Consider the following 15,453-nt stretch of genomic DNA (forward strand, 5'->3'; position numbering starts at 1 on the left):
TAAAAAGGGATACGGAATGGCTACTCTTATAACCTTGAGCAGGAAAATGTGAGTAATTTTCTAAAGATGACTACCGAAAACGATATGAACTTAATGACGGATGTGCAGGAAGACCAAAGTTCTAACTCAGATACGGAGTGTGAGGATGCCGGACCGGGTATCAATTTAGATACGGTCTTAAGTATTCAGAATATTACTGAATTGCATGAAAAACTTAAAAATTCCTTTGCTTTGCATGATTCGATTGAGATTAACGCTTCTCAGGTGGCCTCGATTGATACGGCCACCTTACAGTTATTAGTCGCGTTGAAAAAAGAAGCCGGTAAACAGCAAAAAAATATTGTAGTTATGGAGCCATCCCAACGGTTTATAGAATCCGCAGGCCTGCTGGGATTATTGGAAGTGTTGGAACTCGATGCTTTTGCTCAATAAATAGATGGCATCGGGAAGTGGCTAAGCGCATTCTAGTTATATTTTTATTTACACGGGTCATGTTCGCATTAGTTAATAATGAAATAATGACTGGATAAAGATTTGCAGATTGATAAGGTATAAGTGTTTTAGTGCTGTTAGCGAAGATAATTATTATTGTGGATGGATTTAAATATGATTTTTTTGGTATCTAACAATATAAATTAAATAAATGTCGAAATTAATCGTAATATTTTTTTCAGGAATTTGTTAGCAGTTGTTTATTGGGCATTCAGAATCCTCAAATTCGCTCTTAGGGCTTTGAATAGATTGCATATACTATTTATAGGAAGATTAAGTAACTGATGAATGCGCACATTAAGATTAATAGGCCGTCGATTGCAGGGTTTGAGCGTCTTAATCGATATTGGGATAAAGACCGGGAAACCATAGCAGTTAAGATTCTTCCTGGAGAGTACTATGTGACGCAAGAAGATGAGATGATTACCACAGTATTAGGATCATGTGTATCGGCTTGTATCAGAGATAAAGAATCGGGTATTGGAGGGATGAATCATTTTATGCTGCCGGAAGGAAATTACGGTCAGATGAAAAAGAGCAATGAATCTATTATCGGGGCTTCTACGCGTTACGGAAACTATGCTATGGAACATTTGATCAATACCATATTGAGCAATGGCGGAAAACGTAAAAATCTGGAAGTAAAAGTATTCGGAGGCGGAAAGATTATTCCGACTTTAACGGATGTTGGAATTAAAAATATTAATTTTGTTTTGGATTATCTCGATCAGGAAGGATTAAAATTGCTATCTCAGGATTTGGGCGATATTTATCCCCGAAAAATAATTTATTTCCCGAAAACCGGAAAAGCTGCAATGAAAAAAATAAAAGACTTGCATAACGATACGGTTATCCAAAGAGAGCGCCAATATTTTAATAGTCTTAAAAATACTCCTGTTGCCGGCGAAGTTGAACTTTTTTGATTGAAGTCCCCTTATAGTAAAGTATAGAGCAAGAGATTCATCGTTGATCTGCCATATGGCCGATAGAGTCTAAGCAAACCGGGAAGTAGTGGCCAAGTGCGTATGCAGGGCGACATGTAATTTGATAAAGAAATAGCGCATGAATAAAGTACGGGTATTAATCATTGATGACTCTTTGTTGATAAGAAGAATATTGACTGAAATTTTTAACTCATCGCCTGATATCGAAGTGGTCGGTACTGCGGCCAACCCCTATATTGCCAGGGATATGATCAAGCAGCTCAATCCGGATGTGCTGACTTTGGATATCGAAATGCCGGAGATGGATGGCATTACTTTTCTGAAAAATTTGATGCGTTTGAGGCCGACGCCGGTTGTAATGATTTCGACTCTCACCGAAAGAGGGGCTGATATTACGTTAGAAGCGCTTTCCTTGGGGGCTGTCGATTTTGTCCCCAAACCTAAAGTAGATGTTGCCAATACATTAAACGATTATGCGGAAGAGATTATTGGCAAGGTCAAAATGGCGGCATTGGCTAACATCAGAAACTTCGAAAATAAGGGATTAAAATCCGGCGATATCGAAAAAATACCGGGCCAACTCAATGAAAAACCGTATCTCATAAAGAAAAGCTCCACGACCTTCAATAAGATTATTGCTCTGGGAGCTTCCACGGGAGGAACCGAGGCGATTAAATCAGTCGTCAAGGGGTTTCCGGCAGACACTCCGGCTGTCGTCATTACACAACATCTTCCTTTAGCTTTCAGCGAATCATTTGCCAAGCATATTGACCTTGTGACTGAAATGACAACCTGTATACCAAAGCACGGCCAGATAGTGGAAGCCGGCCATATCTATTTGGCTCCTGGAGACAGGCATATGAAAGTGATGAAGGAAGGTTCCCGTTTGGTCATCCATTTGCATAATGGCGAGTACGTTAATCGTCATAAGCCGGCTGTCGATGTCATGTTCAGCTCTCTTGCCCGTAGCGTCGGCGCAAATGCAATAGCCGTTTTATTGACCGGCATGGGGGTTGACGGTGCCAAAGGAATGAGAGAAATGCATGATGCCGGGGCAATCACTGTTATTCAGGATGAACGGACCAGCATTGTATGGGGTATGCCTGGAGCAGCCTATAAACTGGGATGCGTTGATCATATTGTGCCGCTCCATGGAATTGCTAATAAAGTACTGTCTCTCATCTGAGAAATTTTTTCAGAATGCATCAATAAGGCAATTCAAGCTCTCTGATTTTCTTTCGGAAAGTTTCTTATTTGTAGAATTCTATCTGGGCGGAAAATTCATTAAATGTCAAGTTAGCTAAATTGTCTCATTCCGCCAAGCTTATTAATATGATTAGTTTGGGCCATCCAGCTTTTTGTTTCATAGATTCCTTTTATTGCCGGGATGCTTCTACAAGTTCTTGGCTTAACAATCCCGCATTACTTTTGATATAAAAAAGTTGCAATAACGGTTTGACTTGCAGCTTTGTTTTACTATGCTTAATTAAGACTGTAGTGCGAGCAGGAAAGGTGCCTTAGGATAGGGATTCTTAAATCCGCCAAAAGTTAACCGATGGGATGCACAGCACCATTTTTGAAATTCGATATTAAATATTCACAATATTAAGAATTGGGGTTATTTATGCAAGACAATCAGAAGCCCGGCGGAGCTGCATCTACCGGCAGGGAATATCTAGCCTTCAAACTGGGCGATGAAGATTATGGAATCGATATTCTTAAGGTTCAGGAAATTCGCGGTTATGAAACGGTCACTAAGATTGCCAATACTCCGGATTTCATCAAGGGTGTAATTAACTTGCGGGGCGTTATAGTGCCCGTTGTTGATATGCGTATAAAATTCCAATTAGGGAATGTGGAATACAACCAGTTTACAGTAGTGATCGTTTTAAATGTCTGTGGTCGAGTGATTGGTATGGTGGTTGACGGTGTATCCGACGTAATCGAATTAACACCTGAACAAATTCATTCCACACCGGAATTAGGGGCGAGCATTGATACTCAATACATTATAGGTTTAGGCTCAGTCGAAGAGCGTATGATAATTCTGGTGGATATTGAGCAACTCATGTCGGCCAAAGATATGGCTCTCATTGAAAGAGTCGCTGCTTAATAATTAAGTTAAACCATAAAATAACAATAAATAATATTTTCGCTAATTGGTAAGGTAGAGGCATTAAAATGGCATTATTACTCAATAAAGCGGTGAAATCCCGCATTGACGAGGCAGTAAAAATCATCGATAAAATGAATGATGGTGATTTTACTGGCCATATCGAAACAGCAGGCAGTGATGTCATTGCTCCTCTTATGAAGGCATTGAAAAATAGTCAGGTCACGTTTGAGCGTCGGATATTGGAAAGCCGTCGAGCTACGGACACGAGTGCAGAGCAGGGGGTCCATCTTTGTAGAATGAAAACCGCCCTCGATACCATAACCTCCTGCGTGATGATGGCCGATAAGGAGCGCAACATCATTTATATGAATCCTGCGGTTATTCAAATGCTGAGAAATGCGGAGGCCGATCTCCGTAAGGTGTTTCCCGGTTTTGATACTAATCGCCTTATCGGCACGAATATGGATGTTTTTCATAAGAATCCGGCGCATCAACAGCGGATTCTAGGGGAATTAAACAGCATTCATAAGGCGCAGATTACCGTCGGCTCCCGTATTTTCAGTTTAACGGCCAGTCCCATTATCGATGAGAAGGGGGTGCGTCTAGGCTCTGTTGTCGAATGGGTAGACCATACGTCCGAAGTGCTCTTCTTTAAGCAGATCGACGAAATCGTCAACGGTACGGTTAATGGCGTTTTATCGGTCCGAGCCAAACCGGAGGAACTGGAAGAAGGTGAACATAAAAAAATATTGGAAGGTATTAATAAGGTACTGGAAGCGCTAATTAATCCTATAACGATGACTGCTCGATATATTGGGGAAATTGCCCAAGGCAATATCCCCGAGCGGATTACGGATGAGTATAAGGGTGATTTCAATACACTTAGAAAGAATCTCAATGTCAGCATAGGTGTGCTCAACGGCCTTCTCACTTGTCAACAGCTCATGTCGGAGGAGCATGGCAATGGCAACATCGACTGGTTAATTGATGTCGACCGCTTTCAAGGAGTATATAAAACCGTCGTGCAGCGCATCAATGAAATGGTCAGCGGCCATATTGAGATGAATATGAAGGCAATGGAATGCATCAAGGAATTCGGGGAAGGTAATTTCGATGCACCATTGGAAAAGTTTCCCGGTAAGAAGGGGCTTGTTAACGAGACGATCGAACAGGTGCGCACTAATCTGAAGGCGCTGATCGTGGATACCGATTTGCTGACTCAAGCTGCTTTGGACGGCCGCTTGGATACTCGCGCCGATGCATCGCGGCATCAGGGCGGCTATCAGCGCATCGTTAAAGGGATTAATGACACGCTGGATGCTATCGTGGGGCCCATCAATGAAGTGGTCTGGGTGATGGGAGCGCTTGCAAAAAGAGATCTGACTGAAAAAATTACGACAAATTACCAAGGTACATTTGCCAGATTATGCGACAACGTCAATGTCTCGGTAGATAATCTGGCTCAGGCTGTCTTAACCATTAGAGAGGCTACCGATTCAATTCATACGGCAGCAAAGGAAATTTCCGCCGGCAATGCCGACTTGTCACATCGGACGGAACAGCAGGCTGCCAGTCTTGAAGAAACGGCTTCCAGCATGGAGGAGCTTGCTTCCACGGTGAAACAAAATGCCGAGAATGCCAAGCAGGCAAACCAAATGGCGCTGTCGGCTGCAGACGTTGCCGTTAAAGGTGGCGGTGTCGTGCAGCAAGTGGTCGATACGATGCACGCGATCAACGAAAGCTCCCGTAAGATTGTCGACATTATTAGCGTGATCGACGGGATTGCTTTACAGACTAATATCTTAGCGTTGAATGCCGCCGTGGAAGCGGCGCGGGCTGGTGAACAGGGTCGAGGCTTTGCGGTCGTGGCGAGTGAGGTGCGTAATCTGGCTCAGCGGTCGGCGGCGGCGGCCAAGGAAATCAAAGGACTGATCAGCGATTCGGTGGAAAAGGTTGAAGATGGTAGCCAGCAGGTGCTCGAAGCGGGCAAAACAATGGATGAGATTGTTTCCTCGGTGAAGCGAGTGACCGATATCATGTCGCAGATTGCCTCTGCGTCTGTAGAACAAAGCTCCGGTATCGAACAGGTTAATACCGCAGTAGCCCAGATGGATGAAGCGACTCAGCAGAACGCCGCGCTTGTCGAACAGGCTGCTGCAGCGGCAGAGTCATTGGAGGAACAGTCGTTAACGCTATCGGAAACGGTGAATCAGTTCCGCCTCGACACTTCATCCGCAAGCCGATTTACCTCTTCCTCGCCGCGTCCTGTGGCTAGTTTGTCGTCCGCCTATAAACCTTCGGCTCGGTTAACCGCCGGCAATGTCAAGCTGAACCAAACCCATGCCGATGAGTGGACGGAATTCTAGCCGAGAAGCATCACCTCGGGCGCTATACATTGACTGAAGGTTTTAATTTTTATCTATTGATGCTGAGGGACCGTTTCAAGCCGTCCCTCCTGTCTTGGTTCAGCCATTCATAGGGCAATATCATTTCCGAAGCCTGTATGGGTTAAATAATATAATTTCATTTTCAGTCAGGATAAGAGCAAGATGAGCAAACAAGAACAAAAGGAGTTTTTATACACGAAGGAAGACTTCGAACGGATTCGGACCATCCTTTATCAGCACAGCGGCATCAAGCTCAACGATAGCAAAAAGGAAATGGTCTATACACGGCTAGGGCGTCGATTGCGGGCTACCGGTTTAAAAACCTTTAAAGAATACCTGATAAGGGTGGAACGGGATCAAGGCGAGGAGTGGGAAGCATTCATTAACTCGCTTACGACCAATCTTACGGCGTTTTACCGTGAACCCCATCATTTTCCGATTCTGAAGGAACATGTACTGAGTCTGTCAAAGCGGCCCATTCGTTTGTGGTGCTCGGCTTCGTCGACCGGAGAGGAGCCTTATACCATAGCCATGACCATGGTGGAAGCTTTCGGCACCTTTAATCCCCCTGTGGAGATTATCGCCACCGATATTGACACAAACGTTTTAAGTAAGGCCGAAGCCGGTATCTATCCAATAGAACGGGTGGAAAAGCTACCCAGGGAAACGCTCAAGCGCTTCTTCCTGAAAGGTTCGGGAAATAATAACGGATATGTTCAGGTACGGAAAGAGTTGCGCGAATTGGTAAGTTTTCGAAGACTTAATTTGCTGGATGAACATTGGCCTATCGGGGGAGGCTTCGATGCTATTTTTTGCCGTAATGTAATGATCTATTTCGATAAGCCAACACAATACAAAATTCTCAAACGCTTCGCCCCGAAACTGGAAGCAAACGGATTGCTGTTCGCCGGTCATTCGGAAAGCCTGCATCACGCGGCGGATATCTTCAAATTGCGAGGCAAGACCGTTTACGAACTTGCCTCGTCTGTGCGTCATTCAAAGGCTGCATTGCCATCAAGTCATCTTCATAATTCGATTTAAGGATTCATGTCCGAATTTTTTTCAGACGACGAGATACCGGCTCCTAATTTTTATTATGACAATTATTTTGATATTGATGCGGTCAAGATTGTACCCGGCGAATATTATGTCACTGCACGCCCCATCCTGATCGTAACCGTATTGGGATCGTGTGTAGCGGTCTGCGTTCGCGATCGGGAAAGCGGTATCGGCGGAATGCATCATTTCATGTTGCCGCCTCAGAGAAAGGACGGAGAATCGGTTTATGATTCGACTGATTACGGCAGCCGTGCCATGGGGGTTCTGATCGATCATTTGCTCGGGATGGGGGCGCGCTATGAAAATCTTGAGGCCAAATTGTTCGGCGGCGGCGATCCATTCCGAAACGACAGGCTGGATAACCTGGGGCGGCGTACTGCCGACTTTATACGTAACTACCTGAAGCTTAAAGCGATACCCATCGTCGCCGAAGATTTATATGATCGCTATCCTCGTAAAATCTATTTTTTTCCGGAGCAAGGCAAAGTCATGGTCAAGAAACTGATAAGACTCCATAACGCCACTATTATTCAGCGCGAGGAAGAATACGTTAATCGCCTGTTGCATGGAGGATGAGGTCGGGAGTGCGATGAACTTTTCAAAGGGCGACCTTGTTTTCTATCGCATTATCTTTCGCGAACGGGGTCGACCTTTTTCTGTTCAATATGGATGAAGAACTTTTTCGAAGCCGAAAATAAGCTTTGGTTGAATGATGACCTTATCCGGCTATAATTGAAAGCCTTGTCTGGGAATAGGCGGTTTCGTCCGCGGCTGCAGTCGAGTTATTTATAATTCGGAGTTTGTGACAGATGCCTTCTCTTAGAGTTTATACTTGAGTACGAGTGTGGAAATATGGTTTTGCCGAGAATTTTAGTAATCGACAATAACACTACAAGATCCCAGCAGCTTGAAGTCATCTTTCAATTTATGGAATATCAGGCCGTTTTTGCCGATGCTTCCGATTATGGGTCGATTACCGGGCAGATCGAACAATATGCGGGCGTTTTTGTTGGCGATGTCGATCCGCAGAAACGAGCGCTTGTGATCAAGGATATCGCGGCCCAGGCGGGAAAAATACCGCTTATTCTCCTGGTGGACAAGGGGACTATTGACGAGATTCCGTCTGCGATCGACAAAATGATCCATCAGATATTGGAATGGCCAATCACGTACGCCAGCTTAAAGCGTGTCACTGACAAGCTCTTTACCGCTTTCTGGCAGGAAATCGGGCTTAACAATCCCCATTCGGATCGTAGAGCCTACGATCGTCGTTCGTCATCGGTTGTGCGGTTGCAAGGCAATAGTCCGGCGATCGTCAATGTTCGAAAACTCATCGATCAGGTTGCGGATTCGGATGCCACTGTTTTGATTCTTGGCGAGTCGGGCACCGGCAAAGAAGTCATCGCCCGGTCTTTGCATGACGCTTCCCTTCGAAGATCAAAGCCGTTCGTGCCGATTAATTGCGGGGCGATCCCGGGCGAGCTGTTGGAAAGCGAGCTATTTGGCCATGAGAAAGGGGCTTTTACAGGCGCCTTAAATTCCCGGGTGGGGCGCTTCGAATTGGCGGAGGGCGGCACGCTTTTTCTGGACGAAATCGGCGATATGCCCCTGGTGATGCAAGTCAAATTGCTGAGAGTTTTACAGGAACGGACATTCGAGCGGGTGGGCAGCAGCAAACCCATACACTGCGATGTCAGGATTATTGCTGCTACGCATCGGCACCTTGAGAATCAGATCAAAGAAAACCGTTTTAGGGAAGATTTGTACTATCGCCTGAATGTTTTTCCTATCGAAGTTCCTTCATTAAGGCATCGCCCGGAGGATATTCCCCTCTTAGTCAAGGACATCGTCGCCAGAATGGAAGCTTCAAGCCGGGGCTCAGTCAGATTGAGCAATGCGTGCATGGCGGCGCTGATGCGATACGAGTGGCCCGGTAATGTCCGCGAGTTGGCGAACCTGATCGAGCGGCTGGCTATTATTTATCCCGGGGCAGTGGTTAATGCCGCCGACCTGCCGGAAAAATTTCAGCGTTTTGCCGATCTCTCGGATGAAGCCATGGCCGACCCGGAAGAAGTAGGGGAAAGCGTCGAATTGGCGGAGCCTACGGAAGCAGATAAGGTTTTGGAAAATGTAATGAAAGCGGAGGGTGTATCTTTGCCCGAGCAAGGCATCGACCTCAAAAAGTACCTGGATACGATGGAAAGCCATTTGATTCGTCAAGCACTGGAAGAAAGCAATGGCATTGTTGCGCACGCGGCCAAGCGGTTGAATCTTCGCCGCACTACGCTTGTTGAAAAGTTACGCAAATTGGACTTGCAGTTTTAAGCTGTTCCCAAGCTCGTTTCTCGGACCGGGGCGGATCCTGAGTCTCGATTCCTTTTTCCCGCTTTTATCCGTACAGCTCGGTTGCAATGGCAACCGAGCGATGCATTTGCAAGGGCGCATTTTTTCTCTCGCTTTGTTTGCAGAGTTTGTGTACGCTCGATTTACAAACGAGGCTTTTGTCAAAGTTTTGACGATGGCAGGAAATGCAGCGGTACTCCGAGTAGGCGTCATCCCTTATTAATTGCCATGCGGCAACGGCTCCAAAAATATGCGCCGTCATTCACTTGACGGATTTAATTGGGAAATATCGGGTAACGTATCGAGAGCCGGCTGCCATTCCTCGGCGTAGAGCAGGGGTATGGAGCAGGATTGGCATCATTCATGCATAAAAATAGGACAATGATATTGTCCGGGCATCGGACTTTTTCCCTTTGTCAGCCTGTGCACATAAATCAAGAGGAAATGCAATGAACGATATGAACATAAACCGTATGTTGGCCGAGATGCGGGCTATGTCTCTTGAAGCCGGAAATCGAGTGCAGGAAACAGGCAGCAGCGGTAACACGGATTTTTCGGCGTTGCTGAGGCAGACCATTGATTCCGTCAACGGCTCCCAACAAACGGCACGAACTATGGCGGAGGCGTTCGAAACCGGAGAGTCCGGGGCCAGCCTGGCAGAAGTCATGCTGGCTTCGCAAAAGGCGAGCGTTTCGTTTCAGGCCATGCTACAAGTCAGAAACAAACTTGTGGACGCCTATAAAGACGTAATGAACATGCCGATTTAATGAATGCGGCAAAGCGACTGAAAAATGAGCGTGCAAAACGGTAACAATTTAGTGAATGCCGGCACTCAAGATTTAACGAATGCCGGTGCTCAAGGAGCGTTAGCGGTAACCGGCAGCGCTCATCCTGTCATGCAAGGTTTGGCCGGGCTGACGATAGCGCGTCAGATCGGTTTGATGCTGGGGTTGGCGCTCAGCGTGGCAGTGGGCGTTGCGGTTGTGCTTTGGTCGCAAGCGCCTTCTTACGGGTTATTATTTTCGGAAGTCGGCGATAAGGATGCGTCTGAAATTCTGGAAGTTCTTGAGTCGGAAGGCGTCAAGTACCGGGTAGAGTCCGGATCCGGAGCGATCATGGTGCCGGCCGATAAAGTCCATGAGCTAAAGCTTAAGCTGGCGTCCCAGGGGCTGCCCAAAAGCAAAAGTCTGGGCTACGATTTACTGGATAAGGACCAAGGATTCGGAACGAGCAAGAGTGTCGAGGCGCTCCGTTTTCAACGGGCTCTCGAAGGCGAAATCGCGCAAACCATTATGTCGATCCAGAATGTAAAATCGGCGAAAGTATTATTGGCAATGCCTCAGCAGTCGGTGTTTGTCAGAGACCGTAAAAAGCCGAGCGCTTCGGTCATGGTCAATCTGTACCAAGGCAGATCGTTGGATAAAGAGCAAATTCAATCGATCATCCATTTGGTGGCCTCCAGTGTTCCGCTGCTCGAAGCGGAGCAAGTGACGGTCGTGGATCAGAAAGGGCAATTATTGAATAGCAAGGATTCGTCGTCGGAAGTTTATCTCGCCTCCAGGCAATTGGAATACAAAAAAAATATCGAAGAGCATCTGATGGAGCGGATAGCCAATATTTTGACGCCCCTGGTCGGCTCCAACGGAATGCGCGTCCAGCTTTCCGCGGATGTCGATTTCACGCAAACCGAAAAAACGCAGGAAATGTTCAACCCGGAAGGTTCGGTATTGAGAAGTGAACAAGCGGCGGAAGAAAAAAATACGCTGTCCGCAGTTCAGGGGGTGCCGGGGGCGTTATCCAACCAGCCGACTCCTGCGGGCACTGCGCCGGAAAAAGTGGCGGCAGCGGATTCCCAAAAGAATGCGGCGAATACGGAAAACGGCTCCTTTTCCAAAAGTACCACCAGAAACTTCGAATTGGACAAGACCATTACCCATACTCGCATGGGAACCGGCGCTGTCAGCCGTCTGACTGTCGCTGTCGTGGTGGACGACCGCCATACCGTTGGAAAGGATGGCAAAACCGCCAATCAACCCTATACCGCCGATGATATCAACCGGCTCAGCGATTTGGTAAAGCAGGCTGTGGGCTTTGACAGTAAACGGGGAGATCAGGTCACGGTTACCAACGTCTCCTTCAATCCGAACGAAGAAATGGAGAGCTTGCCGGAAATTCCGGTCTGGGAACAAGTCTGGTTTGCGGAACTGATGAAGCAACTCATTGCCGCGGCAACTATCCTGCTTCTGCTGTTCGGCGTATTGCGTCCTGCCGTGCGCGGCCTTATAGGTCGCGTCGAGGATAAAAAACAGGCAGACAAGGCGGCGGCCGAGGCTGAGGCTAAGGTAAATAATTCCTCTGTGGATGGGAATTCTCCGACCGATAAAGCCGTCCCCGAAGCCGTGCCGGCTGATGATCAAAGAGCGGAACATGCCGCGTTGGCGTCCGCGAGGGGGGATGAGTTCTCGCTGTTGTCGGCGCCGCAGAGTTACGAAAGGCATATGGAGTATGTGCAAAGGTTAGTGGATGAAAATCCGAAATTAGTGGTTCAAACGATTAAGGCGTGGATCAAAGATGAATAGCTCCGAAGGAACTTTAACCGGCGTTGAGCGCGCTTCCTTGCTGCTTTTTGCGTTAGGGCAAAAAAGGGCTGGCGAGATTATGAAATACCTGGAGCCCAGGGAAGTAGAGTTGATCGGCGCCAACATGGTGTCGTTGAAAGATATCTCGCCGGAAATGATGGATGCCGTTTTGGACGAATTTGTCGTTACCGTCAAAAAACAGACCGCGTTGGGGGTTGATTCGGAAGACTATATTCGCAGCGTTCTAACGCATGCTTTAGGTCCCGAAAAAGCGGAAATCATTATCGACAGAATATTGATCGGAGGCAGGTCGAAAGGCATTAACCAATTGAAATGGATGGATACGCGCTCGATAGCGGATCTGGTGCGCGGAGAACACCCCCAGATCGTCGCTAATATTCTGTCTTTGCTCGATGGTCAGCGGGCGGCGGATGTGATCATGTCCTTACCCGAAGAAGTGCGCCCGAACCTGTTGATGCGAATTGCCTCGCTGGAAGGGGTGCCGCTTGCCGCCTTGCGCGAACTGGACGAAATCATGGAAGAGCAGTTAGAGGGCAACGAAAACATCAAGTCTTCCTTTGTCGGCGGAATCAATGTCGCAGCCAATATTCTGAATCACATGGATAGCCCCGTCAGTACCCGCTTGTTGGAGGAAATATCGGGAAACAGCTCCGAATTGGCGCAAAAGATCCAGGACAAAATGTTTATTTTCGAAGATCTTATCAATCTGGACGACAGGGGCATGCAAACGTTTCTGCGCGAGGTGGCGGCGGACCGGCTGCTGCTGGCATTGCGCGGCGTTAGCGAGGCGCTGAAGAATAAAATCTTCAACAATCTGTCCAAGCGTGCGGCAGATATGCTGCGCGATGACCTGGAGGCCGCGCCGCCTGCCAAACTGAGCGAAGTAGAGCAGGCGCAGAAGGAAATTTTGCTGATAGTAAGAAGCCTGGCCGAGTCGGGGGCGATTACATTTGGAGGCGGCGATGACAAGCTCGTCTAAAACATCCGGCTTTTCCCCGTCAGAAACGGAAGCGTTTGAATTATGGAATTTGCCGGAAGTTTCCACTCCGGTTACGCAGGAGAAAGCTGAAGCATCGATTTTTATTCCAGGCCGAACACCGAAGTTGACGGTTGAGGAGATCGAAGCGGTTCAAAAGCAGGCGTATGAGGAAGCTTTTGCGCAAGGGAAACAGGACGGTTTTCGGCAGGGCTTTGACGAAGGCGTAAAAAAAGGCTTCGATGAGGGACTCACCGAAGGCATCAAAAAAGGCTATGATGAAAATCAGCACTTATTGCAGGAGCAGGCCGCGGAGTTTGCCCGGCTTATGGAATCCTTGAGCGAACCGTTCAAAGTACTCGACGATGAAGTCGAAAAGGAGCTGGTTAGATTGGCGATCGCTATCGCCACCCAAATCATACGCCGGGAAATCAAAATGGACCCCGGGCAGATCATTGCCGCCGTCAAAGAATCGATCAAGATACTGCCGCTGTCTTCTCAGAAAATCTATTTGCATCTGCACCCGGACGATGCGGAATTGGTACGCTCCGTACTGGCTCCGACGGAGCTGTCTCCCCCCTGGAACTTGATCGAGGATCCGTTGATTACCCGCGGCGGCTGCAAAGTCGATACCGAAGTTTCGCATATTGACGCCTCGATAGAAAATCGTTTGGCGTCTGTGATTGCAACGCTGTTCGGCGGCGAACGGCAGGGAGATTGAAGCCGATGATTCCGGAAGCGAACCGGTCCAGGGTTTGGGTCGACAGATTAAAGCCTTACTCGCAAAGAATTGAGCAGACGCCCGGCCTCGCGGTTGAAGGAAAGTTGTCCCGAATGGTGGGGCTGACTCTGGAGGCCGTGGGATGCAGAGCGGCGATCGGCTCGCGCTGCCGAATCGAGATGAAAGGCGGGAGAAAAATTGAGGCAGAGGTGGTCGGTTTTGCAGGTGAACGGGTCTTTTTAATGTCGGCAGGCGAACTGTATGGGTTGGAGCCGGATTGCCGCGTCATTCCGATGGGTGAAAACAGTCTGGCTGGCGTAGGTGCCAGCTTGCTTGGAAGAGTCTTGGACGGAGCGGGCAGACCGCTCGATAACAAAGGGCCTCTGAACGCGGATGCGCGTATTTCGCTCAACGGCACGACGATCAATCCCTTGACGCGAAAGCCGATCCGTACGCCGCTCGATGTCGGCGTTAGGGCGATCAATTCGATGCTCTGCGTCGGCCGAGGCCAGCGCATGGGATTGTTTGCGGGAACCGGCGTCGGAAAAAGCATCCTGCTCGGCATGATGACCAAGTTTACGGCGGCGGACATCGTGGTAGTCGGGCTGATCGGCGAGCGGGGGCGCGAAGTCAATGAATTCGTTCAGAAGATATTGGGCGAAGAGGGGCTGAAGAGGGCCGTTGTCGTCGCCACGCCGGCCGACGATCCTCCCCTGATGCGGGTGCACGGCGCTTTGCTGGCGACCAGCATTGCGGAATATTTTCGCGATCAGGGGCAAGATGTGTTATTGCTGATGGATTCGTTGACTCGGTTTGCCCAGGCCCATCGCGAAATCGCTTTGGCGATTGGCGAACCGCCGGCTACCAAAGGTTATCCCCCATCCGTCTTTGCCAAGCTGCCGCATCTGGTGGAACGTGCCGGTAACGGCAGCGAGGGCGGCGGATCGATCACCGCTTTTTATACGGTGCTGACCGAGGGCGACGATAATAACGACCCGATTGCCGATTCGGCCCGGGGAGTGTTGGACGGCCATATTTTCCTGTCCAGAAGTTTAGCCGAGTCCGGGCATTTCCCGGCGATCGATATCGAAGCTTCGGTGAGCCGCGTCATGCCGGATATCGTCGATAGTGAGCACATGAAGATGGCGCTGGAGGTCCGGCGTTTATACTCCATTTACCGGCAAAATCTGGATTTGATCAGCGTCGGCGCCTACCAGACCGGCTCTGATCCGCGTATCGACAAGGCTATCGAAAAAAATCCGGCGATTCTGGAGTTTCTGAAACAGGATATGAACGAAGCGGTCAACGTGGAACGAAGCCTGAAAGAGTTGGAAATACTGTTGGAATTAAGAAATAAGGGATAAACGATGAAAAGATCCCAGCGAATCAAAGCGATTGTGGAGATCAAGGCGGTCCAGGAAAAAAATGCCCTGGAAGCTTTGAGCGCCTCTCGGAAGAAAATGCAGGAAATCGAAGCGCAATTGGAAAATTTAAAGAGTTACCGACGAGACTATCAGGAACGGTTCAATCGTTTGGGAGGCGAGGGCACCAGTGTTGCCCAATTGATGGAGTTCAGGTCGTTCATGGATAAGCTGGATACGGCGATCAGAGGCCAGGAACTTTCCCTGTATGGAAGCCAGGCGGAATTCCGGGCAAAAAAGAAACACTGGGAAAACCAGCATAATCAGACGACGAGTCTGCAGAAAGTTTGCGATACGGCTGTCGTGACGGAAAAGAAGCTCGATGACAAGATCGAGCAAGGGGAACAGGATGAATGGGCTACGAGATTCGTTATGAGCCGCTAAAGGCCGATCC

The 15,453-nt window shown here is 48.3% G+C and carries 14 protein-coding genes; all 14 read left to right on the plus strand.

Translation table 11 applies throughout. The features are described from left to right. The first annotated feature begins 84 nt into the window (after nt 1-84). Nucleotides 85-432, plus strand: coding sequence for an STAS domain-containing protein (locus JJL52_RS15820; RefSeq protein WP_236994301.1), 348 nt, complete (start codon nt 85-87; stop codon nt 430-432). A gap of 344 nt (nt 433-776) precedes the next feature. Further along, nucleotides 777-1,415, plus strand: coding sequence for a chemoreceptor glutamine deamidase CheD (gene cheD, locus JJL52_RS15825; RefSeq protein ID WP_202053449.1), 639 nt, complete (start codon nt 777-779; stop codon nt 1,413-1,415). Nucleotides 1,416-1,554: 139 nt separating this feature from the next. Next, complete coding sequence (locus tag JJL52_RS15830; protein WP_202053450.1) at nt 1,555-2,622, plus strand: protein-glutamate methylesterase/protein-glutamine glutaminase; 1,068 nt, start codon at nt 1,555-1,557, stop codon at nt 2,620-2,622. Nucleotides 2,623-3,060: 438 nt separating this feature from the next. Continuing rightward, nucleotides 3,061-3,549 carry a chemotaxis protein CheW gene (locus tag JJL52_RS15835; RefSeq protein WP_202053451.1) on the plus strand — a complete coding sequence of 163 codons (489 nt, stop codon included), beginning with the start codon at nt 3,061-3,063 and terminating at the stop codon, nt 3,547-3,549. Nucleotides 3,550-3,617: 68 nt separating this feature from the next. Then, the gene (locus JJL52_RS15840; RefSeq protein WP_202053452.1) at nt 3,618-5,918 is read left to right on the plus strand and encodes a methyl-accepting chemotaxis protein; all 2,301 of its coding nucleotides are present in this window, start codon (nt 3,618-3,620) and stop codon (nt 5,916-5,918) included. A 183-nt stretch (nt 5,919-6,101) separates the two neighbouring features. Then, nucleotides 6,102-6,980 (plus strand): CheR family methyltransferase, encoded by an 879-nt coding sequence (locus tag JJL52_RS15845; RefSeq protein ID WP_202053453.1) that lies wholly within the window; start codon nt 6,102-6,104, stop codon nt 6,978-6,980. A 6-nt stretch (nt 6,981-6,986) separates the two neighbouring features. Then, entirely contained in the window at nt 6,987-7,574 is a 588-nt protein-coding gene (gene cheD, locus JJL52_RS15850) for a chemoreceptor glutamine deamidase CheD (protein WP_202053454.1), read from the plus strand. Between the two features lie 276 nt (nt 7,575-7,850). Beyond that, complete coding sequence (locus JJL52_RS15855) at nt 7,851-9,323, plus strand: sigma-54 dependent transcriptional regulator (RefSeq protein WP_202053455.1); 1,473 nt, start codon at nt 7,851-7,853, stop codon at nt 9,321-9,323. A gap of 467 nt (nt 9,324-9,790) precedes the next feature. Continuing rightward, nucleotides 9,791-10,108 carry a flagellar hook-basal body complex protein FliE gene (gene fliE, locus JJL52_RS15860; protein WP_202053456.1) on the plus strand — a complete coding sequence of 106 codons (318 nt, stop codon included), beginning with the start codon at nt 9,791-9,793 and terminating at the stop codon, nt 10,106-10,108. A 24-nt stretch (nt 10,109-10,132) separates the two neighbouring features. Further along, nucleotides 10,133-11,920: a flagellar basal-body MS-ring/collar protein FliF gene (gene fliF, locus JJL52_RS15865; RefSeq protein WP_202053457.1), complete on the plus strand. Its 1,788-nt coding sequence runs from the start codon at nt 10,133-10,135 to the stop codon at nt 11,918-11,920. After that, entirely contained in the window at nt 11,913-12,920 is a 1,008-nt protein-coding gene (gene fliG, locus JJL52_RS15870; protein ID WP_202053458.1) for a flagellar motor switch protein FliG, read from the plus strand. The genes fliF and fliG overlap by 8 nt, the downstream gene beginning before the upstream one ends. Continuing rightward, the gene (gene fliH / locus JJL52_RS15875) at nt 12,904-13,638 is read left to right on the plus strand and encodes a flagellar assembly protein FliH (RefSeq protein ID WP_202053459.1); all 735 of its coding nucleotides are present in this window, start codon (nt 12,904-12,906) and stop codon (nt 13,636-13,638) included. Before fliG ends, fliH begins: the two co-directional genes overlap by 17 nt. A gap of 5 nt (nt 13,639-13,643) precedes the next feature. After that, nucleotides 13,644-15,002 (plus strand): flagellar protein export ATPase FliI, encoded by a 1,359-nt coding sequence (fliI, locus tag JJL52_RS15880; RefSeq protein ID WP_202053509.1) that lies wholly within the window; start codon nt 13,644-13,646, stop codon nt 15,000-15,002. A 3-nt stretch (nt 15,003-15,005) separates the two neighbouring features. Further along, entirely contained in the window at nt 15,006-15,443 is a 438-nt protein-coding gene (gene fliJ, locus JJL52_RS15885) for a flagellar export protein FliJ (protein WP_202053460.1), read from the plus strand. The last annotated feature ends 10 nt before the right edge of the window (nt 15,444-15,453 follow it).

This window comes from Candidatus Methylomicrobium oryzae, from assembly GCF_016745425.1.
Classification (GTDB): domain Bacteria; phylum Pseudomonadota; class Gammaproteobacteria; order Methylococcales; family Methylomonadaceae; genus Methylomicrobium; species Methylomicrobium oryzae.